The organism is Flammeovirga sp. MY04 (assembly GCF_001682195.2).
Taxonomy (GTDB): Bacteria; Bacteroidota; Bacteroidia; order Cytophagales; family Flammeovirgaceae; genus Flammeovirga; species Flammeovirga yaeyamensis.
This window is the reverse complement of sequence record NZ_CP003560.2, coordinates 468594-494972: the sequence shown is the minus strand read 5'-3', so window position 1 is coordinate 494972 and position 26379 is coordinate 468594. Positions and strand designations below refer to the sequence as shown.

The following is a 26379-nucleotide window of genomic DNA, read 5'->3' as shown; positions in this document are numbered from 1 at the left end:
ATAATAAGTTGTCATTATAATACGAATCAAATTAATTACCTATCATCTAATTTATATTATGAAAAAACTATCCTTATTAATTGCAATTGTTTTTGGTATTATCATCATTAACTCAACAGCAACACAAGCACAAGATTTTTATTTAGGTGGTAACCTTGGTAACTCTTTCATTAATCATAAAGTTACAGACATCAGCGGAAATGATTTTTCATTTGATAAAAATGCATTTGCCTGGAAATTATATGGTGGTATTGGCAGCCGTCATTTAGGTGTAGAAGGTGGTTACCGTTCGTTAGGTAAGGTAACAGATTATGCTGCTAACCATTCTCTAGAATCAACAATTTCAGGATGGGATGTAGCTGCAAAAGGAACTTTACGTGCAGGTCCAATTTTCGCTTTTGGTAAAGCAGGAGCCTTTTTTGCACGATACGAGAACGAAGCAATTCCATCAACAGGAGGTGTTCCTGTTTCAGAAATTGAAAACAATACCAAGTTCTTATGGGGCGTAGGCGCAGGTGTTGAACTTGGAAAATTAGAACTACGTTTAGAATGGGAAAATATGGATATGAGTAGTGATAACAATCTTTCTATGTTGACAGTAGGTGCTGCTTTCCATTTCGGAGATCAAGACTAGAAATAATATTAATCAATAATTATCTAGCCAAGACTAGGTACTTATCGAGCGAATACTTTTAAGCGATTGGTGTACTATCAATCGCTTTTTTCATACCTTATAATTTGATATTCATTGACTTAATATGAATAAATTGTTACATTATAAATATGAAACTCAAATACTATTTCTCAATTATCATCTTCCTTCTTTTCGCCCATAAATCATTTTCCCAATATTATTTCGGTGGAAATATCGGTTTTGGTTATTCAAATCATAGTTTGGCTGAAGTCGGGAATGTCTATTTTGAATCACAAGGACAAACTACCTTTTGGAAAATCTTTACGGGTTACCAATTAGATTTTTTTGGAATGGAGGTTTCTTACCGTGACAATGGCACATTAAAAGTCGAAAATCCCACTTATTATTTTAACTACTACAACCGGGGGATAGACGTCATGGGTTTTGGTAGGTTTCAATGGAAAAGATTCAACTTGAAAGGGAAAGCCGGTGCTTTTTACAGCAATACAACCACTAATTTTGTTGTCAAAAAAACGTTACCAAGTCAAAATAATCGTGTTCAACTTACCAAGTATAGCAATGATGCTAACGAAACTCATTTTATTTATGGGGTAAGTTTAGGTATTCATCTTATAAGGTCAATACAATTTCAGATTGAATATGAAAATATTTACCTTGAGGAGGAACAACTAAGTAGCCTTAGTTTTGGGTTGACCTATCTATTATCAAAAAAATAATTGAGCAGATGCAACCTATTAAATTTCTTATTGTCATTAAACCATACTATTATAAATTATAACATTAAACTCCATATGAAAACTCTAATAAACATTTTCATCTTATTCGCATTAACTTCAACAGCTTTATTTGCTCAAAAAAATCAAACAAAAGATTATAAAGTGGATTCATTTGAAAAAATTGAATTAAGTGGTGGTTATCACGTTGTTTTAATTCAAGGCAACCAACATGGAGTCTTTGTTAATGGCAAACAAAAAGAAATTGATGAGTTAAAAGTCTATGTAAAAAACAATACTCTTTATGTTGATAATCACAAAGGTAAAGATGGACATAACGAGACAGACAAAACAAGCATGGTTGTTCAAATTACTTTTGAAAATCTTGAAGAAATGGAATGTGCTATCGCAGGTAATATTGAGAGCGAAGGACTATTGAAATTCAACTCTTTTGAATTGGAATATACTGGCGTTGGAAAATTAAAATTAAACATGGAAGCCAAAGACCTTGATGTTGAAGTGACAGGTGTTGGTTCTGTTGAGTTTGAAGGAAAAGCACAGACTGCCAAATTTGAAGGTACAGGTGTTGGTTCTTTTGATGCTCGTAAATTGTTGGTTCGTGATCTTGAAGGAACTTGGACAGGTATCGGTAACATGAAGGTGAATGCTTACAATACTTGTAAAATTAGCTCTTCAGGTATTGGTAGCGTTAAGAACTATAATGACATGAAGGATAATTAATTATTCTTTGATGTTCCTTTTAATTCTATCTTTTTTTCTCTAAGTTTCTCTTTCAAAACAACTATCAAAAAAAACACCTTGCAATAAACACATGAAAGATAAACTTCAAGAATTAGAGAAAATGAACCACCTAGCCGAATTAGGGGGCGGTGAAAAAAGAATTGAAGCGCAACATAAAAAAGGAAAATTAACCGCAAGAGAACGTCTACTTTTACTTTTAGATGAAGGTACATTTCATGAAGTAGGTAAACTCGTTCGACATAGAGAAACTCAGTTTGGCTTAGACAAAGAACATTATCTTGGAGATGGTGTAGTGACAGGTTATGGAAAAGTAGCTGGTCGATTGGTCTATGTTTTCTCTCAAGATTTCACCGTTTTTGGTGGATCATTATCTGAGTCTCAAGCAGAGAAAATCTGTAAAATAATGGACATGGCCATGAAAAATGGTGCACCTATTATTGGATTAAACGATTCCGGCGGTGCCCGTATTCAAGAAGGGGTAAAGTCTCTTGGCGGCTATGCTGATATTTTCTTTAAAAACACGATGGCTTCGGGGGTGATCCCTCAAATATCTTGTATTATGGGACCTTGTGCGGGTGGAGCCGTTTACTCCCCTGCCATTACAGATTTTATTATGATGGTCGAGCAAACTTCTTACATGTTTGTGACTGGGCCAAACGTAGTAAAAACGGTGACTCACGAGGAAGTGACTTCTGAAGATTTAGGGGGGGCATCTGCACATTCTACCAAGAGTGGTGTCACACACTTTAAGGCTCCTAACGAAGCGATTGCTTTAAAGAAATTGAGAAAGTTGCTTTCTTATCTCCCTCAAAACTGTGAAGAAGAAGCTCCACAATATCCATATGAGACGGATCAAGAAGAAACTCGTGTCGAATTAAATAGTATTGTTCCAGATAACCCCAATCAACCTTATGATATAAGAGAAGTCGTAGTTGGTTGTGTCGACAAAGATAGTTTCTTTGAAGTTCACGAAGACTATGCTGAAAATATTGTGGTTGGTTTTGCAAGAATGGGTGGCCGCAGTATAGGAATTGTTGGTAATCAGCCTGCAGTTTTAGCAGGTGTACTAGATATTAATGCCTCCAAAAAAGCCGCACGTTTTGTTCGTTTCTGTGATGCCTTCAATATTCCACTTTTAGTTTTTGAAGATGTACCTGGCTTCCTTCCGGGTACTGATCAGGAGTGGAACGGAATTATCTCCAACGGGGCTAAATTATTATATGCATTTTGTGAAGCCACTGTTCCTAGAATTACAGTCATTACAAGAAAAGCCTACGGCGGTGCCTATGATGTAATGAACTCTAAACATATTGGGGCTGATTTAAATTACGCTTGGCCTACAGCAGAAATAGCGGTTATGGGTGCTCAAGGTGCAGCAGAAATCATCTTTAAAAAAGAGATTAAAGAAGCCAAAGATCCAGAAGCAAAATTACAGGAGAAGATTGATGAATATACAGATGAGTTTGCCAATCCTTATCGAGCAGCTTATAGAGGTTATATTGATGAAGTTATTCTCCCTGAAAAAACAAGGGAGCGATTAATTTCTGCTTTTGAGATGTTAAGTAATAAGGTGGATCACCTTCCGAAGAAAAAACATGGAAATATTCCACTTTAGCAGTATATTGAAGAGGTTGTATCATATTAATTGATACAACCTTTTATTTTACATACAAAGACAATAATAAACTGTCTGACTCCAATTATATTAAGATGCGTAACATTTTATTTTTACTTCTAACATTATCACTTTCCTCTCTTTTTGCACAGTACAAACATGCTCCAAAAGATTATATTTCGTCTGATTTTCATGTTAAAAGAAGAGCAGAGTTGATAAAGAAGATGCCTAAAAATAGTGTTGCCATATTTTTTGCCAATCCTATAAGAAATAGGGCAAATGATGTCAACTTTATCTATCATCCCGACCCTGACTTTTATTATCTAACTGGCTACAGAGAACCTAATGCTGTCTTAGTTTTATTTTCTGAACAAACCAATGTGTTCGGCACCCCTACCCAAGAAGTGATTTATGTTCAACCAAAAGATGAATATGATGAACGTTGGAATGGTGCTCGATTAGGCGTTGAAGGCACTAAAGAAACATTGAAAATAACCACAGTGTTATCGAATGAAGAGTTTAAAAACATCCCTATCGATTTTACATCATTTGATTATTTACTTACGTTTGATCCTCATCGAGATTCAAGGGATGATATATATGCTACAAACGACTTGTATGATTTGATTCAATCATTTAAAAAGAAAGCCAATTATCCGAAGTATTTAAATCCTGCATCAGAAAAAGTATATGAAGCAATGAAAAGGACTACACTTCAAAATGCTTCGAATGTAGCAAAAGTAGTTGGACAGCAATTAAGGTATACTAGCGTACTTCGATTAGATCAAAATATCATCAATTTCCTTTCTGCACAAGACAATGAAAAACGTATGGAAGTGGTACAAACCCTTCCCGAAACCAATATAGTGATCTCAGTATTGGATAGTTTAATGAGCGATTTACGTCAGATTAAAACCCAAGAAGAAATTACTTTGCTCAGAAAGGCCGCTGAAATGTCGGCTATTGGACAGAATGAAGTCATGAAAGCGATACAACCGGGAATGTCAGAAACTGAAGTGCAAGGCATACATGAGTTTGTATATAAAAAATATAGTGCGAAAGCAGTGGGGTATCCGAGTATTGTAGGTGCAGGAGAAAACGCTTGTATGTTACATTACATCAGTAATAACAAACCAAAACTAGAAGATGGAGAATTAATTCTGATGGATTGCGGGGCAGAATATAGAGGATATACTGCCGATGTTACACGTACAATTCCTGTAAATGGCACTTTCTCTAAAGAGCAAAAACAGATTTATGATATTGTCCTTGAAGCACAAAATAAATGTATCGAAATGTGTTTAGAAGGAAAATCGTTTAGCGAGATATATAAGCGATCTACTGACATTATTGGTAAAGGCTTAACCAAACTCAAAATTATTCCTTCTCCAGAATATTACGATACTTATTTTCCTCATGGATTGATGCATCATATTGGATTGGATGTACATGACAAAGGACACTATCAAACACTCGAAAACAATATGGTGGTGACCGTAGAGCCGGGAATTTATATCCCCCTAAATAGTGATTGTGATGAAAAATGGTGGGGTATTGGGGTAAGAATTGAAGATGATATTTTGATCACTCCTCAAGGTCCAGTAAATTTATCAGAGAAAGCACCAAGAACTACAGAAGAAATAGAAGATCTGATGAAAAAGGAAAGTGTTTTTAATCAGCTAGTTCTTCCAGATTTAGAATAATTTTCAACCCAAACACAATATTTCAAAAGAATACTTGTTTTAAAGTTAATAAGGCATCATTGCATTAATGAGATTCCTATTTGTATTCATACTACTTTATTTCAACACCTCTTTTAAACAAACATCCTTCGTGTTGAATAACGCCCTGTTGGAACAGTCTATTGAGATTGAAAAACAGGGGTTCAATAAGTTGAACTCATCCCTTCATTATGAGCTGAATGTCTCTTATCCTAAAGTAAAATGCTCTGGGAAAGTAGATCTAGAACATAAGATTAACTTGGATATTCAGAACATTCTTTTCATGGCTATTAACGATTTCAGAGCTAAAATTACTAGTGTAAAAGCTGAAAAAGGGGCGATTGGACTAAGTTACCTTAACCTTGATTATAACGTATTCCATAACAACAATGGCATTTTAAGTATCTCCTTTAAAAAAGATACATATTATAATGGTATTGATGATATTGATATCAAAAAGCTCGCTTATAATTATGATGCCACCAATAAACGAAAAATTCAGTTATCCGATTTATTCAAAGGAGATATCGATTACAAAGATCAACTATTTGATATCATCAAAGACAATCTTGGTCATGGTAAGAAAGTGAAAAAAGATGTACTTAATTCCTTTTGTATTCAAGAAGAAGGCATTGTTTTCTTATTAGATAAAACGAGATGTAAAGGGAAAGAATGTCCGGATAATGTGATGGTGAAGTGGGGACAGATGTCTGGGTTGTTGAGTGAATATGGGGAGGGATTTAAGTAAGAGGTAAGAAGTAAGAGGTAAGGGTGGCTTTTGGAAATTTTAGTTAGGAGGTAGGAATTAGGAGTTAGGAGTTTTTATTTTATTCATCCTTAGAAATTCCGATTTTAAAAACTACTGTTTGTCAATTAATTATCAATCAAATTCTAAAATAATCTCACCATCAATTTCTGATTCATCTGTTTCATTTTCAAGTTTCATAAAATTCAACATCTTTTCAGCCTCAATTTCATTCATCTTTTTTTCATCTGGGAAAAATGCTCTATTGCTATTTAACTGATGGAATAATTCATTTATAGTAGGATCAGAATAACGACTATCGTGTTGTATTTTATCTCCCCAAACATATCTGCTTTCAAATTCTGCTAAGAGACCGATTTGAGGACTGAAATATATAATTGATAAAGGATAATATGCTTCAAAGCATTTTTTATCTGATAGTTTCTGAAACTTATAAACATCAAAAACTTCATTTGATGTCATAACTGAAAGATGATCAATGAACCTGAAATAAGTTTTTATTATTTCATTTTGCCCCAACCTTGTTGTTTTAGATAGACTATCGTTTTCAAAAAATGAAAATGTTTCGATACAATCTTCACTTAAATAATATTCAAATGCTTTTGTGTTGTTCTTGTCCTTAAAAACAGTTAGTTGATAATTTCTACTTTTGGAGGAATCTGAAATGTTTATCTTGTAATTTTTGTATTCTATCTCCCCTTTATACACCAACTCTTGCAATTCTATATCTTCATCAATAGTATCTTTACAAGATGAAAGGAAAGATATCAACCCAACAAAAATTAAATATTTAAGCTTCATAAATAGATAGTCTTTTAATTTTTATTATTCTCTTTAAACGACATTTTGTACCAATGAATTAACCTTATTGACTAAAGTCATCCTCCTCCATTTCATAAATATCCAATTCTAATTCATCTTCAATATCTTCTCCAACATCATTAATTATAATTTTTTTTAAATTATTTATTCTAGAATAAAAATTCTTGACCAACTCTTCTTCATCAGGATAAAACTGTTTGTTTTGGCTTAGTGTTGAATTTATTTTAGTAAAACTATCTTTATGATATCTTGTATCAGATAGCACATATGTTTTAGAGGTGCTGAAACTATAATTACATATCAAACCCAAATCCGGATTAAAATACGTTCTAGATTCGTAACAAGATCCGCACATACAGATTCCGTCTGATAATTTTCTGAATTTATAAACATCAATAATGTCTCCCTCAAATTCTATTTGAACCTGATCTTTTAAATCGTATTTTTTGACAGACTCCTTCTTCCCGTCTACCATATCCACTCTAGTTAAACTGTCATTTGGATAAATAGTATAGGTTATGATATAATGTTTGAAATAAAAATATTCAAATGATTTAGACCCATCATTATTTTTATAAATCGATAAAATGACATTATTGGTTATGTTTCCCCAACTTGATTCAGGGCTTAATAAATCAAGATTATGATGTACTGCCTCCCCTTTATACACCAACTCCTGCAATCCCATATCTTCATCAATAGTATCTTTACAGGAATAGAAAAGTGTAATTACAATACAAAGTAATCGTTTGATTTTCATTAGTTTATTGGTTTTATATTGAAGAGTTAAAAAGGATACTTCATATCAAAAACCCCGGAATGAATTTCCGAGGCTTTTGTTACTAATTTTATTTTTCTTCCTTTTTCTTAAAAATGATGCTATTCAACATTTCCACTTCTTCTTCAGAGAAATCGTCGAACCATTCTTTCATTTTCTTTACGGCTAAATCCTTATGATCTTCTTTGATGCAAACTGCAGCATAGCTTAAAGCCGCAAGAACTACAGAAAAATCATCGGCAAAACCGACTACAGGGATAAAGTCTGGAATCAAATCAAATGGTACTAAGAGGTAGCCTAGTGCACCTGCGATGGCTGCTTTCGCTTTCGATGGCGTATCATTATCAATGTACATGAAGAATAATATCAATCCAGCATAAACCACTTTTTGACCCGCCTTTTTTACAATCTTAAATAAGGATTGCAGGAAATCGTTTTCTTTAAATTTAGTAGCGTATTTATCTACATCAATGTTCTCTAGGTTTATCTTTTTCATTGTTTATTAATTTTCAATTTATTCAAATACATAGTCCAACTCCTAACTCCTAACTCAAATTACCCAAGAATTACAAGAATCTCCCCTTCCCTCTTACTTCTTACCTCTTACTTCAAAATCACGCTCCTTCCCCTCCATCATCCTGACTATCCATCGTATGTCCACTCTCGTCAATTCCACCAGATCTTTCTAAGATTTTAAGCGACCCCAAGTAAAATGGTTCCTCGTCGAAATAGATATCGAAATCGTCTTCATCGGCGTCTCCGTCCCATTCTCTTTTGGTGTGGAGAATAGAAGTGAATTGAGGTAAAATTTCTTGATCGAAGGATGGTAAAAGTATGGCATAAGAACCCATTTCCTTAATCACCTCCATTTTTTTATCCACGCTCATAGCATATTTATACGCATGGTTTCTTTCTTTGAGGTAAGAAATTACATCTCCGACCAGTAAATTACCTTTATCATTAAGAGTGATACTTGAACGTAAAACATCAATCAGATTTTCTCTAATGTAAGGCTTAATTTGATGTTCTTCTTTTAGGAATTCCTTCAGAAATTTTTTGTAAGTAATATCCGATTCCACCTTTGACAGCAGTTCACGAGTACTAATTTGAAGGTTGTTATTGTTATAAAAATATTGAAGAAAACACTTCTCGAAGTTTCTCGCCATAAACCCATTGAAATGCTTCCCTATTTTTAGAATGGTTTTCTTTTTCGTTACATCGGCCCCGCCCACTCCATCGAGTACTCTTTCAAAAACAAGATAGATTAGAGTATATCGCATGAGTATTTTTCCATCGATAGTATTCGATCGGGTAAGCAATGCAATTTCGGCAGGTCTTAATTGTAACTGTTTAAAATCCATAGTATTATTGGGAATATCATCATCTAATGATACACACTATACACAGGGTATCTTCGATAAGATGTTTCTTTATGATTGGAACGGTCGTATATGAAATTTAACTGCTTATAGGCACTTTTCCTCATTTCGGTGTCCCTTTTCTTGGCATCTTCCAATTCTTTTAGCAATTGAGGGTTTTCTTTTAACAATTTTGCGGCCTTATCCTCAAAAACATAAGATGAAAAATGTTCTTTTTGTTGAAGAATCGCATCAAAGAAGTTCCAAGCAAAGTAACTGTCTTGTGCTCTAGCGGTTAATACTTCCACTAAAAATCGTTTGGATTGATTATCGGTTTTAATCAAATAATCTCCTTTTAGAAATTTGATATTTTCCTCTTTTTCTGATGTTTTGATATCATAATGAAGATAATGCCCTTCATAGGGTGAATTTACCGTTTGAAAATCATCTATATAAGTAGTCATTACTTGTTTTTCTATATCAGTAGGTAATTCCTCCACATCAATATTGTTTTGCTTCAGCATTTCTACCACTTTTTGATATCCCTTTGGAATAATATAAGCTGCTGGAACCTTCACACTATCCACCACAGTAAGACCTGAATAGAAAGGTATTTTCTTAGTGTATGGTTTCGATCGATCATAATACAATCGGTCCAATCCTGATACTTTACTTTTGATGATCTCCCCTTTATACCCTCTAAAATTTAACGTGTCGGCAACCGATTCATCAATTTGCCATTTGATAGGTAGATAAGTGGCTAATTGTTGTTGGTTTCTTTCTTTTTTCATCACTTGAGTTAGTGCATCTCCTTTTTCTTCCAAGAGTAAAATACTTTGTTTCAGAAACTCATAGGTCGCTTGAGTTCTTTGTTTAAAAGGCTTCAGCATATGAGTTTCAATCACATAACTAGGCACATTAAATAAGGCTGCATAACCAGAAGAATATCTTGGAGAATCGTAAAACTGACGGTAACCTTTATCTGGAGTCGTACCCCAAACATTTACATAAGGAACTATCGGCCATCCTTTTTCTTCCATATTTTTCTCGAAATACGGATTCATAGTTGATTTTACGAATTTCCCAACCTCACCTAATTTTCCTTCATGAGAAGCAAGGTATGTCAAGGTATATTGATAATCTGCCCCGTTACTCACATGCGTATCGATAAATAAATCGGGTTGAATCAAATGGAAAATTTCGGCAAGCGTTTTCATGTTCTTGGAATCCATCTTGATAAAATCACGGTTTAAGTCCAAGTTCTGCGCATTTCCTCTAAAGCCATAGGAATGAGGTCCTTCTTGATTGGCCCTAGTTCCTGTATTTCTATTTAGTGCTCCTCCAATATTGTAAAAGGGAATAAAAGCGATGATGGTATTTTTCACCTCAAAATCCTCTTTTCCTTGAAGAATATTTCTTACTAGCATAAAAGAGGCGTCTACACCATCAGGTTCTCCTGGGTGTATGGCATTATTTATTAGAAGGACATTTTTTTCCTTGAAATCGGTAGGCAGGTAATTTTCATCTGGAGTGTAAATACCTAAATGCAAAGGATAACCGGCATCAGTTGTTCCATATTCCAATACATGAAACTTCTCGTAATGCTTATTTAATTTTTGTAAGTAGTCGATTCCTTCTTGGTAAGTGAACGTTTCCTTTCCGTTGGTCTTCTCAAAAACGGTTGACCAATCTACTTCTTCTGAAAGTGGTTGTTCTTGTTTAGTATCGCAGCTTATCAAAAAGCCAATGAGTATGAATTGGTAAAAAAAGTATTTCTTCACGAGAATTATGGTATTATAAAAAGTTCTTATTTACATAAATTTCTAATTTTTAATTCAATTGAGCAAAAGATAATTATATTGTATTTCAATACTCATTTAATCAATCAATGACATTTAAAAATTCCAGAGTTAAAAAAATTACTGTAGGACTCCTATTCCTACTATGTATGTTTTACTTTTTAGTGGCTTTATTGGCTTATGGAGAGTCGGTTTTAATCCGAACCAACCAAGGCGTAAGTCACATAGAAGAAGAAAAACACAACCACTCTTTTGATACTACTTTATTGGACAGCGTTACTGAAGAAAACTTTAGTATACCTTCCGATTTTGGATACAACTTAAGTGGGTCTTGGTTGAAGGTTCCTGAAAACAAATTCCACCTTACAATGGTTATGGTGCATGGAGTAACACATGATCGTTGGAGAATGATGCGTTATGCTCAGGTCTACTTAAAACATGGTATTGATGTGGTTTTGTACGATCATAGAAAACATGGTTTAAGTGGGGGTGACGAAGTTTCTTTTGGTTATTTCGAAAGCAAGGACTTGGAAAAAGTGATTCAATGGACTAAAAACAAACAACAAGATCATTGGATTGGTGCTCATGGGGAGTCATTAGGAGCCGCGACAGTTTGTATGCATTCTGGTATTAATGAAGAAACGCATTCTGTAAATTTCTACATCTCGGATTGTGCTTTTTCTGATACTGAAGATTTATTGACTTTAAGAGCAAAAGAAGATATGGGGTTACCAGATCTAGGATTTGTAGAAGCAACTAGTCTTATGGCAAGGGTACGTGCCGGTTTCTTTTTTAGTGATAGTTCTCCCCGAGAAAAAGTGGCCCAATCTAAGGTTCCATTCTTATTTATCCATGGGATATCAGACACTTATATTCCTAAGGAAATGACTGAGGAGATGTATGCCATGAAACAACATGGAGAGAAATTCTTATGGTTAGTAGAAAATGCAGAACATGCTAAATCAATATCAGTTGCTCCAAAACAATATGAACAAAAAGTGATGGAATATATACATACCATCATTTCACAAATTAATATTCACCATCATAATAATTAAACACTGTGGAATACAGAACTAGTACAACAAACATCAAAGTAAGAAGTTATCATATTGATAGTTACCAACATGTCAACAACATGAGGTACATGGAATTTCTTGAAGAAGCAAGATGGACACACTTTGAAGGGAATAAAACTCTTGAAACAGTCGCTAAAAGTGGTGTTGGGTTTGTTATTGCCAACTATAATATCGATTATTTGTATCCAGCAAGTATGGATCAAACACTTGAAATTAAAACGTCTCTAGCCAAAATGGGAAAAAAGAGTGTCGTATTTAAACAAGAAATTTTTATAAAGGAAAATCAAAAACAAGCCTTATCTGCTAATGTAACTTTAGTATCTTTTGATATCAAAACACAATTACCTGCTGAAATTACAGAAGAGATGAGAGCTGAAATCATAAAATAACACTTATGAGTATTTCGATTCAACATAGACTTTTAAAACTAGGCTTAAACCTAACGGCAATAGCTTTTCCATCGGAGAACATCAACCTCACTTTGTTAAGGGAGTCTACCGAACTATTGTCTTTATTTGCACTACTTCCTTGGGGAGTTAAAGCTAAGAAATTGACCTTAGATGGTATCACAGCAGAGGTTATTTCGCCTGTAAAAGAACATGTTGAAAAGAAAGCTTTATTGTATTTACATGGAGGAGGTTACGCCATTGGTTCTTCTCAAACTCATCGTTCTTTAGTGGGAAAGATTGTAGATGAAACCAAAGTGACCGCCGTATTGGTGAATTACAGAAAAATTCCAGAATTTCCTTGCCCAGCAGCTATAGAAGATGCACTTAAAGGGTATCAATATCTATTAGATTTAGGATATCATCCTGATCAAATAGCAGTGGCTGGAGATTCTGCCGGTGGTGGCCTGGTCTGTTCTTTCTTTTTTATGTTGAATGAATTGAAGAAAGACTTACCAAAATGTGGAATATGTTTATCACCTTGGATGGATTTAGAACATACTGGTTCCTCTACAGTAGATAATAAGTATTCTGATCCTTTTGTAAAAGTGAATGAAATGCAGAATTGGGCACAAGTATACGCTGGGAACAAACCCCTTAAAGACCCAATGGTTTCACCGCTTAATGGTAATTTTTCCAACTTCCCTCCTATGTTGATTCAAACTTCTAGTAACGAAGTATTGTATAGTGACAGTACACGTTTAAGAGACAAATTGATGGAAGCAAAAAGAGAAGTGACTTACCAAGAATGGGACGGTTTAATTCATTGGTGGCAACTGTTTTGGCGATTTATTCCAGAATCTGAAGATGCCATCAATAAAGTCTGTGATTTTCTGAACTCTAAACTAAAAGTTTCGTAAATTAAAATATCTAAAAAAATGGTTACTGAAATTATAAATGATTGTTCATTCATTTATTTTTCATACCTTTGTGTAAGCAATAGAACTTCACCGTTATTATTGTTTTGCACAAATAAAAATCACACTTTATAACGCAAAAAAATATGGAAGAGTTACTAAAAAAAATCGTTTACACTGGAGTGGGTATCACAGCATTTACAGTGGAGAAAATTAACGAGATAGTAGACAAACTTGTAGCTGAAGAAAAAATCACTTCTGAAGAAGGTAAAAAGATCGTTGATGAGCTTGTAGCCAACACTGAAGCGAAGAAAGAGGAGTTTGAAGGACAGGTGAAGTCTCTAGTAGAAAAATTTACATCGTCTATGGATTTTGATTTTGATAAAATCACTTCAATGTTCAAAGGCAATGATTCTGAAGAAGTAGAAATTCTAAAAGCTCGTATTGAAGCTTTAGAAGCACAACAAGCAGCAAATGCTAAAGAATCTACATCTTCAGAGTCATCGGAAGCGTAAGCTTTCTGGTACTTTTGTGATGTGTGTGACCGACACTATTGTATAAATACAATAATGTCGGTCCTTTTTTTTATACATTATGCAATCGATTGCGGATTCTTAATAAAAATCTGTATTTTTACCGATGTAAGAATTTATTGTTGATATTATTTTGTCTGTTCGATTATTTAACTTGAGGTATATCAAGAAATTCTACTACTAACACGATTGTATATTCTCTGCTGTAAAATACACAACTTACTTAAATAACACATCTTCAATAACTTACACACATAAAATACATTTTTATAATCATAACCCCTATGATAGATAAACTTACGGCATCTGTAGGCACAGCTCTCGATCGTTTTATTCAACAAAAACAAGAGCAATTTCCTTATGCTACAGGTGAACTCTCTCAATTATTGAGAGACATTGCCTTGGCTTCCAAAATTATTAACCGTGAAATTAACCGAGCAGGTTTAGCGGGTATTGAAGGAGGAGCAGGATCTAATAATGTGCAAGGAGAAGCACAACAGAAACTAGACATGATTGCCGACGTGCGATTTACAAGAGCCCTTTCAAAAGGCGGAGAAACTTGCGGTATTGTTTCAGAAGAAATGGATGATATTATCGATACAGGTAATCATCATGCAAAATACATTGTCACAATAGATCCACTAGATGGATCTTCTAACATTGACGTAAATGTATTAGTAGGTACAATTTTTTCAATCTACAGAAGACGCTCCCCTATTGGCCGTCCACCAACTGAGGAAGATATGCTTCAACAAGGAACTGAACAAATTGCTGCCGGTTATGTTCTTTACGGATCATCGACTATGCTGGTGTATTCTACTGGCTACGGGGTAAATGGATTTACCTACGAACCTTCTTTAGGTGAGTATTTCTTATCTCACCCTAATATGCAATGTAAAGAAGATGGTTCTATCTTCTCTATAAACGAAGGTGGCTACAATACCTTCCCAGAAGGTCTAAAGGAGTATATTGCAATGTGCAAAGAAAGAGAATATTCTGCTCGTTACATTGGTTCGTTAGTGGGTGATTTCCACAGAAACCTTTTAAAAGGCGGAATCTATATCTACCCTTCAACTTCCAAATACTCAAAAGGAAAATTAAGATTACTTTACGAATGTAATGCCTTGGCATTCCTTGCTGAACAATCTGGAGGTATGGCAACGAATGGATACAAACGAATATTGGAATTAAAACCTACCGAACTACACGAAAGGACGCCGTTCTATGTAGGATCTAAAAACATGGTGGAAGAAGCAATGCGCTGCTTACAACAACTAGAAAAGGTAGAAAAAATATAATAAACCCTTGTGAGGCTGATTTTTAACATCAGCCTCATTTTTTTATTAGCATAAATATTTTTAGTTAATAGTTTTGTTTTGAATTAAACATTCTGATTTTTTTTGATGTTATTTGGAAGATTACAACTTTCATCAAACATTATCAAAATGTCATTGACTAGAAACGAAAAACTAACACTTTATATGCTAGCGGCCATAAGTTTTACAAATATCTTAGATTTTGTTGTGCTTATGCCCCTTGGTCATACATTGCAAGAAACTTTCGACATGACTCCCTTTGAGTGGAGTGCTGTTGTTTCATCATATACTTTAGCAGCCGCAGTATCAGGTTTACTTTCCATTTTTATCATTGATAAATTTGAAAGAAAGAAAATGTTTTTAAGCATCTACTTCTTCTTTACAATAGGTACATTTTTATGTGGTATTGCTACGACATATCAATTCTTATTAATTGCACGATTATTCACTGGTATTTTTGGTGGATTAATCAATGCGGCTTTGTTTACGATTGTAGGCGATTTATTACCAGAAAATAAAAGAGGTACAGGCATCGGGATCTTAATGACAGGTTTTGCTGTATCTTCTGCAGTGGGTGTACCTATCGGATTATACCTAGGAGTAAAAATTGATTGGCATGCTCCTTTCCTAATTATATCTGCCCTAGCAGCCATATTATGGGTGGTCAGTTACAAGAGACTTCCAGTGCTTGATGGACATCTAACTCATAAAAACACCAAAACTTCTTTCGCTACACCTCTTTTAATGGTACTTAAGAATAAAAAACAGTTGACTGGTTTATTTGCTTTGTCGTTGGTATTCTTTGGGCATTTTATCATTATTCCATTCTTCACTCCTTATTTGGTATCAAATATTGGGTTCGAAGACCAACAACTTACTTGGATCTATTTCTTAGGAGGTATAGCCACCATCTACTTTTCACCTAAAATTGGCCAATGGTCTGATAAATTTGGCAAATACAAAACGTTTGTCATCATTTCCTTCATTACCATCCTACCCGTTTTAGTTTTAACGAATGTTGCTCCAATGAGTATTCCTTTTGTATTGGTATTATCTACTATTATGTTTATTTGTGGGTCACGTTCTATCCCCGCAAATGCATTACTTATAAATACCACAACAGCGGCACAGAGAGGTAGTTTTATGAGTATCCGTTCGTCTGTTCAGAATCTTTCACAAGGAGCAGCATCTTTTGCTTCTGGATTGATTATCACAACAAATCCGATAGATCAAACTTTAAATCATTATAATATTTTAGGATACATAAGTGTGACTGCAACAATGTTTGGCGTTGTGTTTTTCAAGTATTTGAAAGATAAACCTGTAAGTAACACCCAAAAAGAATCTATATCCGTTCCTTAATTTATCTTTGTAAGCAAGATCAAAAAATCAATCATTTGTGCTAAATTAAGTGATAATGATTTGGCGTGTTATTTTAAATTCCATTATTAATGAATCAATCATCAAGAAGATATTTCCCTTATTCTGAACACCTTAAACAACAATATGGTGGAAGAATCCAGAAAGTTTCTATTCATGCAGACTTCACTTGTCCTAATAGAGATGGATCTTTAGGATATGGTGGTTGTACCTTCTGTAATAACGATAGTTTCGTACCTAATTATCTTCATGACGGTATGAAGAGCATTACCGAACAGATTGATCATGGTATGGAGTTCCTACCAGGAAGATACCATAGTGCGAAAGCTTTTGTGGGCTACTTCCAAGCCTATTCGAATACTTATGGTACGGTAGAACACCTAAAGAGAATTTATTCAGAAGCCCTTGAACATGAGAAGATTGATGGACTAGTCATTGGTACACGTCCCGATTGTCTTTCTGATGAACAATTGGATTATTTATCCGATTTGGCCAAAGATCATTATATTTTTATTGAGTTTGGGATAGAATCTTGCTATAATAAGACATTAGAAAGGGTAAATAGAGGTCACTCTTACGAAGATTCTGTTGAAGCTATAAAGAAAGTTGCCGATAGAGGTATACCTGTGGCAGGCCATATGCTATTTGGATTACCTGGTGAAAGCAGAGAAGAAACCTTAGCACAAGCGGAAATGATTTCAGAGTTACCTTTGGGATCTGTAAAGTTTCATCAGCTTCAGATTGTAAAAGGTACGATTATGGCAAAACAATACAAAGAAGACCCTAATCAGTTTCCATTATTTCAACCTGATGAGTATGTTGATTTCATGGTGGATTTCTTAGAAAGACTTCGTCCGGATATGGCGATTCAACGTTTTAGTAGCGATACACCGATTAACCTTAGAATGGCACCTAATTGGGGAATCCGTCCTAATCAAATTCAATTGATGATTGAAAAGAGATTAAAAGAAAGAGATACCTATCAAGGTAGATTATATAAATAGAATCAGAATACTAGGTTCCGTTATCAAATAGATATTTTGATAACGATAAAAAATAGAAAGAGATAAATAGAGTCAAAGAGCGATTGGTGAGCAATTTACTCTATTTTTAGAGCCGTTTGTAAGGGAAGTTACAACGGCTTTCTTTATTTTTGTAGAGAAGAAAAGATCAAATTTGAAGAATCAAAATGGCATACATCGATTATTATAAAGTTTTAGGAATTGATAAAAGTGCATCTCAAAGTGAGATCAAAAAAGCATATAGAAAATTGGCTCGTCAATATCATCCTGATAAAAACCCTGACGATAAAGCGGCTCAGAAGAAATTTCAAGAGGTAAACGAAGCCAATGAGGTATTAAGTGATCCAGATAAAAGAAAGAAATACGATAAATACGGTAAAGATTGGGAACATGCCGATCAGTTTGAATCTCAAGGCTTCGGTGGTGGAGGCTTTGGCGGTTTTGGTCAAGGCGGAGGCGGCTTTGGTGGTTTTGGCAACTTTGACCAAGGTGGCGATTTCTCCGATTTCTTTAATTCCATGTTTGGTGGAGGAGGCAGAAGAGCTCCAAGACCTCAAAAAGGAGGTGATTTTAAAGTGAATATCAATTTAGATCTTACGGAAGTGTATGAAACACAGAAGAAAACCTATAAGATCAATCAGAAAAATATTCGTGTAACTATCCCTGCCGGTATCGAGGATGGTCAGACTATCAAGATAAAAGGACACGGTAAAGACGGCATTAATGGAGGAGAGAAAGGCGACTTACTCATGACCTTCAATATTAGTAACTCCACTCCTTTTGAACGTAAAGGGGCAGATCTTTACAATACAGTCGATATTGATTTATATACTGCTATCCTTGGTGGAGAAATTACTATCGATACTTTCACTGGAAAAGTAAAGCTAAAAGTAGCTGCAGGAACGCAAAACAATACAAAAGTTAAATTATCTGGAAAAGGCTTTGCCATCTATAAATCGGATAATAACTACGGTAACCTATATATTACCTACAACGTTGTGATTCCTAAAAACTTAACAGAAGAGCAAAAATCTCTATTTCAACAACTGAAAGATTTATCTTAATCAAAACGATGATTAAAATCAGCAACTCTGTTGGATAGATAGTAACAATTGTTTATTATTGTGGCGAATTAAAGGAATTTCATAAACTCCAACTAACATGGAAGCAATTACATATTTAGAGATCGCAGCGATGGGCTTCATGGTACCACCCTTATTAGTATCCATCGGCTATGCTTTATACACGTTGAAACAAGACAAAGTATAACACCAAGAAACGATATCAATTATTTAAAGTTGATATCGTTTTTTTTTGCACTTGGGGTTGTGTTTGGCACATATATCTTAATATGCCCTTAGGATTCGAGGGGCCAAGGCCGCCTCGTTGGAGACGGAGATCGAAATATAATTGCGATGTATTTTGAAAGTGAAGAAGCATCATACATCTCTCATCTCACATCCATCAAGATCTATATATAACCCATATTATCTCATAGCCCATAGACCTCGAGGGGCCAAGGCCGCCTCGTTAGGGATGAGATCGAGGCGAGTCCATAACATATACCATATATATTGATAATATTGACACATCATACATCTCAGATCCCAGCGATATTCCATGTATTATCTCACAAATTCACATCATTTTTTTCAAAAACGACTACTTGGTGACGGGAAAACTACAATGTTATTTTTCATTTTTGACGCTCATTTTTTGATATTTTTATTTTCAAACATCAAATAACTTACATATGTAAACAATAGTTAATTTTGAAATAAAACACTGATTATTAACTACTTTTGATTAATAAACTCCCGATTTTCTTAGAATAAGTCATGTAAGTTATCTTAACACATCCATTTTACCCCATAATAATTGACAATCACTTACTTAAGTTACTTTGTACAAATACATCCTTTTCATCAACAAAACCGTTAAGAAAACTGAACCTAATAACTATTTAACTCGCTAAAAAGATGAAAAAGATTTTATTATTATTGCTCCTAATTTTTATTACAAAATTATCATTATTAGCCCAAACCTACTCAGTATCAAGTTCAGCTTCAGGTTATGTATATATAGGAACAAGAGGAAGTTTATCAGATTTTGAGGATGAGGATGGAAATTCATTACCTTCTTGGACAGGAAATTATAATGTTAGAATTCAATCTGGAAAGAATGTATATATAGGAAATAACTCTTTTGATCCAGACGTAGTTATCGATACTTTATTTGTGGACGGTACTATTAATAATACAGCTTATAGAACTACTTGTCATTTTGGAACGATCATCGTTTCTGGTACAGGTAACTTTAATGGCGACAATCACTCAGGTGGTCGTTTATATGTAAATGTTCAAGATATTGTTTTAGAAGACGGTGCTGAATTCGCTGTACCTTCTGTAGGATCTAACTCTTATTCTGGCTTAAACTGGACAGGTGGTATTTCTGTAGAGGATAATGTGACTTTATCAACTAGTGGTGCATCAAATAATTTAATCTCATCAGCTCAGATCAATGCGTTACCTGGTGATAACCCAAAATCTATTATACAAGGTACTATTGATGGTATTCCCTCTAATGTAGGTGATATCGTATTAACAGGTAATGCCGCTTTAGTAACTAATTTAGCTGGTCAGACAGTAGATATTTATACACAAGGAAACGATTTAGTTATTGCCGATTCAGTAAGTTCTACAGTAACCGTACACCTTGATGATAACTCAGACAATGCGATCCAACCTTCAGTAGATTTAACTTTCGCAGGTCAATCTGCTGGTACAGTAACTATTGCAACAGGTGAGAACAGAGTACGTTCTTTAACGATGAATACTACAGGTACTTCAGGAATTACATTAAATGGTACTTTAGAGATCTTCAATACGTCGTATAACACTTCTTCTTTGACGTTAACGAATGGTATCTTAAACACCACAACGACGAATGTTTTAGGAATGAATGAATTCTCTTATGTTACCAACGCCAACTATTCTTGGTCTACATATGCTTCTGGTGGTTCTGATAACTCACATATTAACGGTCCATTACTTAAAACAATTAACTATACCTCTGGATTACAAGTAGCATTAAGTATTGTTGCGAACAACTTCCACTTAATCTACCCAGTAGGTAACGGAACAAAGTTAAGAGAAGCTGGTGTTGCAGCTTTTACAGCCAACTCTGCAGTGAACTTTAGAATTGAATACCATGATAACGCACACACTAATTTAAGTATTGATCCAATGGCAACAGTTTCAGCAGTAAGTGCTTCTGAGTATTGGGATGTAGATAGAACATCAGGTTCTTCGGTTGCCTCAGTAATCTTAACTTATGATGACGAGAGTGGTGTAAACAACACCTATGTAAGTGATGTTGAAGTAATGCACTACGATGGTACACACTGGGAATCACAAGGACAAGCAGCCAATACTACAGAAAGTAATAACCACGGTATTTTATTATCCACTTCTGCTTCAAGTTTCTCACCTTTTACTTTAGGTGGTGGTTCTGATCACGATTTACCAGTAGAATTAGTAACGTTCAATGCTGAAGTAAATGATAACGACGAAGTAGTATTGTTCTGGGAAACTGCTACTGAATTAAATAACTCTCATTTTGAAATCGAAGCTTCTACAGACGGTAGACACTTTAACAAAATTGGTGAAGTGGATGGTAACGGTAACTCTAATGTTACCATCGAATATGATTTTGTTGTTGACCATGCACATTCTGTAAAGTATAAAAAATATAGATTAAAGCAAGTTGATTTTGATGGTGCATTCGAATATTCAAACGTTGTAACGATCAATACACACAACTTAATTCACGGTACTGAATTGTCATTATACCCAGTACCAGCACACGGAACAATCCATGCAAGAGTATCTTCGGATGAGGATTTAGAAAATGCATCAGCAGTAATCTTAAATGCTTTAGGTGTTGCAGTTAAAACTGTAGATATGCACCACATGGATACAATTAATATCAATGACTTAAATGATGGAATCTATTACCTAAGCATCTCCACTCATAACGGTCATAAAGAAGTAAAAAGATTTATAGTACACAACTAGAATATAAAGTAAGTAAGCGAGGGTTCAAAGCCATTCCGAAAGGGATGGCTTTTTTATTTTGTATAATATCTAACATTCATTTAGTTAATTTAATTTGAATTTAAACTCTTAAATTATTCAACAATTATGTACTCAAAGCTTCTTATTTAAAACAAAAGTTAAATAAACGATTAATTTGCAACTTGTTTGATATTAAACAAGTATATGTTTTTAGATTTGCACTCGTGATGATATCAAGAGATAAAATCAAATAACTAATAATTGATATGAAAAAGATAATACTACCATTTACCGCACTCCTACTTTGTTTTGCGAACCTAACGGCTTTCGCGAAGAAAGATCCTAAAAAACCGAACTTCCTCATCCTTTGGGGAGACGACATCGGAATGTACAACCTTTCTTTCTGGAACAGAGGAATGATGGGTTACAAAACTCCAAACATCGATAAAATCGCTGAAGACGGTATCACTTTTACTGATTATATGGCAGAGCAATCTTGTACTGCTGGTCGTTCTTCATTCATCACTGGTCAGGCTGGCATCCGTACAGGTATGACTAAAGTTGGTCTTCCTGGAGCTGAAAAAGGTTTGACTGATGATACAGCAACACTTGCAGAACTTTTAAAAGCACAAGGTTATGCCACTGGTCAATTTGGTAAGAACCACTTTGGTGATAGAGACGTTGATTTACCTACCAACCATGGTTTCGACGAATTCTTTGGTAACCTTTACCACTTAAATGCAGAGGAAGAGCCAGAATTACCTGATTACCCTCAAGACCCTGAGTTCAAAAAGAAATTTGGCCCAAGAGGTGTGATTCACTCTTATGCTGACGGTCGTGTTTCTGATACTGGTCCTTTGACTAAGAAAAGAATGGAAACAATTGACAACGAAGTAATGGGTGTTGCTCAAGAATTTATCCAAAAGCAAGTAGATGCTGACCAACCTTTCTTTGTTTGGTTCAATACAACAAGAATGCACTTCAGAACACATATTACTGAAGAAGAAGCGGGTAAATCAGACGGACAAGGTATCTATGCTGATGCAATGGTTTCTCATGATGAGGTAATTGGTGAGATGTTGAACTTCATCGAAAAGTTAGGTATTGAGGAAAACACTTTCGTGATGTACTCTACAGATAACGGTCCTCACTACAACTCATGGCCTGATGCTGCAGTAACTCCATTTAGAGGTGAGAAAAACACCAACTGGGAAGGTGGTTACCGTGTTCCTTGTATGGTAAAATTCCCTGGTAAAATTCCTGCAGGTCAAGTATCAAACGGTATGGTTTCTCACTTAGACTGGGTACCTACAATCCTTCACTATGCAGGTAATGATAACATCAAACAAGACTTATTAGATGGTGGTGTAGAGGCGAATGGTAAAACATTCAAAGCACACTTAGATGGTTATGATTTAGTAGATCACTTAGCCGGAAAAGAAGAATCTCCACGTCACGAATTCCTATACTTTAACGATGATGCACAATTAACTGCAATCAGAATGGACGATTGGAAGATTGTCTTCATGGAGCAAAGAGCACATCAAATGGCCGTATGGTCAGAGCCTTTCGTAACACTTAGACTTCCTAAGATTTTCAACTTAAGAAGAGACCCTTACGAGCGTGCTGACATTGACTCAAACGCTTATTGGGACTGGTATTTCGATCACGTGCCTTACTTATACATGGCACAAGATAAAGTAGGTCAGTTTATGGCTACTTTAATGGAATATCCTCCAAAACAAAAGGCCGCATCTTTCACTGTGGATCAAATTATGAAAAGCATAATCAAGCAGACTGAAAATGCGAAGCAGAATCGACAATAGTAATACACGTTCTCATTATATGTACAAATACTAACATTCTAATTGCTTACTTTAGCCCCACTTTTATTTTAAAGTGGGGTTTCTTATTTTTAGAATTCAACTCAACAAAAATATTTTTTTATGCTATCAAAACTTCAATCTTTTTATAATAAGCAAACTACTGTATCACAGATCTTATGTGTTTTACTATTTCTAATTATAAATTCACGATTTGCTCCTACATGGCACTATAAATACGATTTGGTGAACTACATTTATGTCACTGTCGCATTCGCCTTCATTCATGATTTTTTGATTTATAAAGAGAATAAAAATTTAAAAAAGAGCATCATCATATTGCTCTCATGTATCTTCTTATTAGATCTAGGCGTACACCTTCAAAATGAATACTCCTATGTTAGATTAGACCAATTTAAAAACAATATCGGAGTAGGAATTAGTGATTTATTTGGTCGAATTTTGAAGTTCTTTATAAGACCGGGGATCATTGCTTATTTCCTTAACCTCAGTCTATTTGGTGGTATATTTTATTTCATCAATACTATTAATTTCAAACCATTACTCGAAACTAAAAAACTATTAAGAGACGACCTTAAATTCGGTTATTTAGCCTATGCGTTAAGTATTGCTGTTGGTTTATTGTTTAGTTTAAGTATTAATATTGATGTGTATACTACTATGTTTGAAGATGAAGAAGTAATTCATCAAACAGTAATATATCATAGTTTTTTATTGCTCACCATACCGTTTTTATCTTCTTTTGGCATCAAGTATCTTTCGGATAAAGGGTTTAGCCCCTTCAAAAGTTTATTGAGTATCAGTCTCCTCTCTCAATTACTGATTACAATATACTTTTTACTATTTGAGGAAAATAACGCTCAGACAGTAATATTTTCTGAGTTTTTTACCGGATTCATGGGGAGCCTCATTGGTCTAATGTTTATTGTATTCTTAACAAATAAATATAATTTCTATTTGGGAAGTTTAATCATTTATATAGGACTTCATTTCTATTATAAATATTATGTCATTCAAAATGAATTACTAAGCAATAACACACTAGACATTAATAGCTTAACCACATTTTCTGGAGATATCTTTTTCTCATTTATTGCTGAAATTGCTATCTATTTTTTAGTAGTGAAATTATTAGAAAAGTTTACTACCAATAATTCAATGGAGCTAAAAAGTAACTTATAAACTTTAATTCATGTTAGTTATAATATTAGATTAAAAAATCATCCTACACTCAAAAGAATGTAGGATGATTTTATTTTTTATCTGGCAAAAACCCATCTAAAGAAAAAAGTATTCGTTTTCAGTTTTACGTAATGCATTATTTCCTTCTTATTCGAGTAATTTCCGATAGATGTATAAAAATCTTTTTTGATTTCCGATAAATCATACTCAAGATGATAATCTATGATATAGGCACTTGCAAATAATGCAATTATAGCCAGTAATTTTTTAAATCGATAAAACACTTTCCTCATCACTTCCTATTTTAGCTCACTATAGAGTTTCATAATCATAAATTCTGAGTAAACATCATGAATAATAAGAAATGAGTCCTTGTTATATCGATGATGCAATTCTTCTAAGGCTTCATGATTCGTTCTTAGATATTCCTTTCTAAAATCATTGTAATTGGATGTGTTTTCTAATCTTTTTAAGGCCATAAAATCATCTAAATCATTATGATTATCGCATGATATTGTGAAGATGGAAAAGAGAACAAAAAAAGTGATAGATTTAAAGTAGTTCATATAAATTGAAGTTATTTATGCTAGCATAAGAGTTCACACCAATAAAATTGATGTAAACTCTTAATAGAAATTTCGAATTGATTATTTATTTATTTCAAGAATAGCTCTTTCAATAATTTCATCTGTGTTCTTGTTATCCCAATTCATGTTCACTGGAATTTCTACTGGAACACCTTGTTCAAATTCAGGACTTTTTTGAAGGTTGAGTGTTTGAGAGATAGAGAATCGATACGTCCAACCATTAGGTAATTGTCCACCATTTGGAAGACCTAGTCCACCCCCTGTAGTATCCCCCATTAAAATCATATTAGGGATTGCTTTAGTCGCCAAAGAAGTAAACGATCCAGCACTAAAAGTACCTCTATCAACTAATACCATTACTTTTTTACCATAATAAGTGCCGGATGGAGATACACGAGTAGGTTCTATTTCGGTAAACTCATCATGTCCTGGGCCTGCTTTTGCTCTGGAATAGAATAATAAAGTTTCCTTATCCACAAAGTGACTTAAAATAGTGAAAGCATCGTTAATTACGCCTCCTCCGTTTTCTCTTAAATCAATAATTAATCCTTTGGTATTTTTATATCGATCTAACATGAAGTTCATGTTATCATGAGTAACTTTCCCTGTGAACTCAGCGAATCGGATATAACCAATATTTCCATTATCAATAAATGCGTGTTTGAAAGAACCCGATGTGTAATAATTTCGAGGAAGGTAATTATCCTCTATCAAACGCCAATCAAAATTATCTTGTGCATCATACTTAACGCCAAATCTTGATACATTAAAATCAGACACCAAGTTGGTATGATCATCTTTTAACTCAGATAACATGTTTCCCATCAAAGTAAAGAAAGCATCATCGCTCATTTCTTCATTTACCTGAGGTTCGTAGACTGTTTTTATGGAATCCCAATCTATATTTTTCACTTCAAAATAAGCGTATTTTTCATTGGCTTGATTCCACAAATAATTAAAATTTTCGTGTTTCGACTGTGTTTCTAAGTCATCATTGAAGATGAGTTTATTACAAGAAAAGAAAACAGGAATTAAGAATATATATTTAATGATATTTTTCATGATTGA

At 34.3% G+C, this 26379-nt stretch carries 25 protein-coding genes; 17 read left to right on the top strand and 8 right to left on the bottom strand.

Going from position 1 to position 26379, the window contains the following annotated elements; translation table 11 throughout:
• Positions 1-58: 58 nt before the first annotated feature.
• The 6 genes from MY04_RS02035 (at position 59) to MY04_RS02010 (ending at position 6214) form a co-directional block, all read left to right on the top strand.
• Positions 59-634: an outer membrane beta-barrel protein gene (locus MY04_RS02035; RefSeq protein WP_066205592.1), complete on the top strand. Its 576-nt coding sequence runs from the start codon at positions 59-61 to the stop codon at positions 632-634.
• Positions 635-783: 149 nt separating this feature from the next.
• Positions 784-1371, top strand: coding sequence for a hypothetical protein (locus tag MY04_RS02030; protein WP_066205591.1), 588 nt, complete (start codon positions 784-786; stop codon positions 1369-1371).
• Between the two features lie 75 nt (positions 1372-1446).
• Positions 1447-2109, top strand: a complete 663-nt coding sequence (locus MY04_RS02025; RefSeq protein ID WP_066205585.1) for a head GIN domain-containing protein — start codon at positions 1447-1449, stop codon at positions 2107-2109.
• 91 nt (positions 2110-2200) lie between these two features.
• The gene (locus MY04_RS02020; RefSeq protein WP_066205582.1) at positions 2201-3745 is read left to right on the top strand and encodes an acyl-CoA carboxylase subunit beta; all 1545 of its coding nucleotides are present in this window, start codon (positions 2201-2203) and stop codon (positions 3743-3745) included.
• Between the two features lie 95 nt (positions 3746-3840).
• Positions 3841-5448 carry an aminopeptidase P family protein gene (locus MY04_RS02015; RefSeq protein WP_066205579.1) on the top strand — a complete coding sequence of 536 codons (1608 nt, stop codon included), beginning with the start codon at positions 3841-3843 and terminating at the stop codon, positions 5446-5448.
• 67 nt (positions 5449-5515) lie between these two features.
• Entirely contained in the window at positions 5516-6214 is a 699-nt protein-coding gene (locus tag MY04_RS02010) for a PdaC/SigV domain-containing protein (protein WP_158297522.1), read from the top strand.
• Positions 6215-6346: 132 nt separating this feature from the next.
• Here MY04_RS02010 and MY04_RS02005 read toward each other — a convergent pair whose 3' ends face one another.
• The 5 genes from MY04_RS02005 to MY04_RS01985 all read right to left on the bottom strand — a co-directional run bounded on the left by MY04_RS02005 (position 6347) and on the right by MY04_RS01985 (position 10971).
• Positions 6347-7033, bottom strand: a complete 687-nt coding sequence (locus tag MY04_RS02005) for a hypothetical protein (protein WP_066205575.1) — start codon at positions 7031-7033, stop codon at positions 6347-6349.
• Positions 7034-7097: 64 nt separating this feature from the next.
• Positions 7098-7814, bottom strand: coding sequence for a hypothetical protein (locus tag MY04_RS02000; protein WP_066205574.1), 717 nt, complete (start codon positions 7812-7814; stop codon positions 7098-7100).
• 88 nt (positions 7815-7902) lie between these two features.
• Positions 7903-8328 (bottom strand): YkvA family protein, encoded by a 426-nt coding sequence (locus MY04_RS01995; protein ID WP_066205570.1) that lies wholly within the window; start codon positions 8326-8328, stop codon positions 7903-7905.
• Between the two features lie 118 nt (positions 8329-8446).
• Positions 8447-9193: a hypothetical protein gene (locus MY04_RS01990; RefSeq protein ID WP_066205566.1), complete on the bottom strand. Its 747-nt coding sequence runs from the start codon at positions 9191-9193 to the stop codon at positions 8447-8449.
• 23 nt (positions 9194-9216) lie between these two features.
• Positions 9217-10971, bottom strand: a complete 1755-nt coding sequence (locus MY04_RS01985; protein ID WP_066205565.1) for a M14 family metallopeptidase — start codon at positions 10969-10971, stop codon at positions 9217-9219.
• 167 nt (positions 10972-11138) lie between these two features.
• On the opposite strand from MY04_RS01985, the gene MY04_RS01980 reads away from it, so the two are divergent.
• From MY04_RS01980 to MY04_RS01945, 8 genes are all read left to right on the top strand, one after another.
• Positions 11139-12047, top strand: coding sequence for an alpha/beta hydrolase (locus MY04_RS01980; RefSeq protein WP_066205560.1), 909 nt, complete (start codon positions 11139-11141; stop codon positions 12045-12047).
• Positions 12048-12052: 5 nt separating this feature from the next.
• A complete protein-coding gene (locus MY04_RS01975; RefSeq protein ID WP_066205557.1) occupies positions 12053-12457 on the top strand; it encodes an acyl-CoA thioesterase in 405 nt (134 codons plus the stop codon).
• A gap of 5 nt (positions 12458-12462) precedes the next feature.
• Entirely contained in the window at positions 12463-13374 is a 912-nt protein-coding gene (locus MY04_RS01970) for an alpha/beta hydrolase (RefSeq protein ID WP_066205554.1), read from the top strand.
• Positions 13375-13517: 143 nt separating this feature from the next.
• Positions 13518-13886 (top strand): phasin family protein, encoded by a 369-nt coding sequence (locus tag MY04_RS01965; protein ID WP_066205551.1) that lies wholly within the window; start codon positions 13518-13520, stop codon positions 13884-13886.
• 302 nt (positions 13887-14188) lie between these two features.
• Positions 14189-15202, top strand: coding sequence for a class 1 fructose-bisphosphatase (gene fbp / locus MY04_RS01960; RefSeq protein ID WP_066205546.1), 1014 nt, complete (start codon positions 14189-14191; stop codon positions 15200-15202).
• A gap of 147 nt (positions 15203-15349) precedes the next feature.
• Complete coding sequence (locus tag MY04_RS01955) at positions 15350-16582, top strand: MFS transporter (RefSeq protein WP_158297521.1); 1233 nt, start codon at positions 15350-15352, stop codon at positions 16580-16582.
• 89 nt (positions 16583-16671) lie between these two features.
• Positions 16672-17604 (top strand): TIGR01212 family radical SAM protein, encoded by a 933-nt coding sequence (locus tag MY04_RS01950; protein WP_066205539.1) that lies wholly within the window; start codon positions 16672-16674, stop codon positions 17602-17604.
• A gap of 185 nt (positions 17605-17789) precedes the next feature.
• Positions 17790-18686, top strand: a complete 897-nt coding sequence (locus MY04_RS01945; RefSeq protein WP_066205536.1) for a DnaJ C-terminal domain-containing protein — start codon at positions 17790-17792, stop codon at positions 18684-18686.
• A gap of 18 nt (positions 18687-18704) precedes the next feature.
• Here the strand turns inward: MY04_RS01945 and MY04_RS01940 are convergent, their stop codons facing one another.
• Positions 18705-18851, bottom strand: a complete 147-nt coding sequence (locus tag MY04_RS01940) for a hypothetical protein (protein WP_158297520.1) — start codon at positions 18849-18851, stop codon at positions 18705-18707.
• Between the two features lie 750 nt (positions 18852-19601).
• Between MY04_RS01940 and MY04_RS01935 the strand changes: the two genes are divergently transcribed.
• The 3 genes from MY04_RS01935 to MY04_RS01925 all read left to right on the top strand — a co-directional run bounded on the left by MY04_RS01935 (position 19602) and on the right by MY04_RS01925 (position 24724).
• Entirely contained in the window at positions 19602-21698 is a 2097-nt protein-coding gene (locus tag MY04_RS01935) for a T9SS type A sorting domain-containing protein (protein WP_066205534.1), read from the top strand.
• 266 nt (positions 21699-21964) lie between these two features.
• The gene (locus tag MY04_RS01930; RefSeq protein WP_066205531.1) at positions 21965-23524 is read left to right on the top strand and encodes an arylsulfatase; all 1560 of its coding nucleotides are present in this window, start codon (positions 21965-21967) and stop codon (positions 23522-23524) included.
• Between the two features lie 120 nt (positions 23525-23644).
• The gene (locus MY04_RS01925) at positions 23645-24724 is read left to right on the top strand and encodes a hypothetical protein (RefSeq protein ID WP_066205528.1); all 1080 of its coding nucleotides are present in this window, start codon (positions 23645-23647) and stop codon (positions 24722-24724) included.
• Positions 24725-25023: 299 nt separating this feature from the next.
• Here the strand turns inward: MY04_RS01925 and MY04_RS01920 are convergent, their stop codons facing one another.
• Together MY04_RS01920 and MY04_RS01915 are read right to left on the bottom strand one after the other, a co-directional pair.
• Entirely contained in the window at positions 25024-25290 is a 267-nt protein-coding gene (locus MY04_RS01920; RefSeq protein ID WP_066205524.1) for a hypothetical protein, read from the bottom strand.
• Between the two features lie 81 nt (positions 25291-25371).
• Positions 25372-26373 carry a S41 family peptidase gene (locus tag MY04_RS01915; protein ID WP_066205522.1) on the bottom strand — a complete coding sequence of 334 codons (1002 nt, stop codon included), beginning with the start codon at positions 26371-26373 and terminating at the stop codon, positions 25372-25374.
• Positions 26374-26379: the final 6 nt, after the last annotated feature.

What these genes read in the sequence shown, in the direction of transcription:
- MY04_RS02035 (WP_066205592.1), top strand. Translation starts at nt 59, where the DNA reads ATGAAAAAACTATCCTTATTAATTGCAATTGTTTTTGGTATTATCATC.
- MY04_RS02030 (WP_066205591.1), top strand. Translation starts at nt 784, where the DNA reads ATGAAACTCAAATACTATTTCTCAATTATCATCTTCCTTCTTTTCGCC.
- MY04_RS02025 (WP_066205585.1), top strand. Translation starts at nt 1,447, where the DNA reads ATGAAAACTCTAATAAACATTTTCATCTTATTCGCATTAACTTCAACA.
- MY04_RS02020 (WP_066205582.1), top strand. Translation starts at nt 2,201, where the DNA reads ATGAAAGATAAACTTCAAGAATTAGAGAAAATGAACCACCTAGCCGAA.
- MY04_RS02015 (WP_066205579.1), top strand. Translation starts at nt 3,841, where the DNA reads ATGCGTAACATTTTATTTTTACTTCTAACATTATCACTTTCCTCTCTT.
- MY04_RS02010 (WP_158297522.1), top strand. Translation starts at nt 5,516, where the DNA reads ATGAGATTCCTATTTGTATTCATACTACTTTATTTCAACACCTCTTTT.
- MY04_RS02005 (WP_066205575.1), bottom strand. Translation starts at nt 7,033, where the DNA reads ATGAAGCTTAAATATTTAATTTTTGTTGGGTTGATATCTTTCCTTTCA.
- MY04_RS02000 (WP_066205574.1), bottom strand. Translation starts at nt 7,814, where the DNA reads ATGAAAATCAAACGATTACTTTGTATTGTAATTACACTTTTCTATTCC.
- MY04_RS01995 (WP_066205570.1), bottom strand. Translation starts at nt 8,328, where the DNA reads ATGAAAAAGATAAACCTAGAGAACATTGATGTAGATAAATACGCTACT.
- MY04_RS01990 (WP_066205566.1), bottom strand. Translation starts at nt 9,193, where the DNA reads ATGGATTTTAAACAGTTACAATTAAGACCTGCCGAAATTGCATTGCTT.
- MY04_RS01980 (WP_066205560.1), top strand. Translation starts at nt 11,139, where the DNA reads ATGTTTTACTTTTTAGTGGCTTTATTGGCTTATGGAGAGTCGGTTTTA.
- MY04_RS01970 (WP_066205554.1), top strand. Translation starts at nt 12,463, where the DNA reads ATGAGTATTTCGATTCAACATAGACTTTTAAAACTAGGCTTAAACCTA.
- MY04_RS01965 (WP_066205551.1), top strand. Translation starts at nt 13,518, where the DNA reads ATGGAAGAGTTACTAAAAAAAATCGTTTACACTGGAGTGGGTATCACA.
- fbp (WP_066205546.1), top strand. Translation starts at nt 14,189, where the DNA reads ATGATAGATAAACTTACGGCATCTGTAGGCACAGCTCTCGATCGTTTT.
- MY04_RS01955 (WP_158297521.1), top strand. Translation starts at nt 15,350, where the DNA reads ATGTCATTGACTAGAAACGAAAAACTAACACTTTATATGCTAGCGGCC.
- MY04_RS01950 (WP_066205539.1), top strand. Translation starts at nt 16,672, where the DNA reads ATGAATCAATCATCAAGAAGATATTTCCCTTATTCTGAACACCTTAAA.
- MY04_RS01945 (WP_066205536.1), top strand. Translation starts at nt 17,790, where the DNA reads ATGGCATACATCGATTATTATAAAGTTTTAGGAATTGATAAAAGTGCA.
- MY04_RS01940 (WP_158297520.1), bottom strand. Translation starts at nt 18,851, where the DNA reads ATGGATACTAATAAGGGTGGTACCATGAAGCCCATCGCTGCGATCTCT.
- MY04_RS01935 (WP_066205534.1), top strand. Translation starts at nt 19,602, where the DNA reads ATGAAAAAGATTTTATTATTATTGCTCCTAATTTTTATTACAAAATTA.
- MY04_RS01930 (WP_066205531.1), top strand. Translation starts at nt 21,965, where the DNA reads ATGAAAAAGATAATACTACCATTTACCGCACTCCTACTTTGTTTTGCG.
- MY04_RS01925 (WP_066205528.1), top strand. Translation starts at nt 23,645, where the DNA reads ATGCTATCAAAACTTCAATCTTTTTATAATAAGCAAACTACTGTATCA.
- MY04_RS01920 (WP_066205524.1), bottom strand. Translation starts at nt 25,290, where the DNA reads ATGAACTACTTTAAATCTATCACTTTTTTTGTTCTCTTTTCCATCTTC.
- MY04_RS01915 (WP_066205522.1), bottom strand. Translation starts at nt 26,373, where the DNA reads ATGAAAAATATCATTAAATATATATTCTTAATTCCTGTTTTCTTTTCT.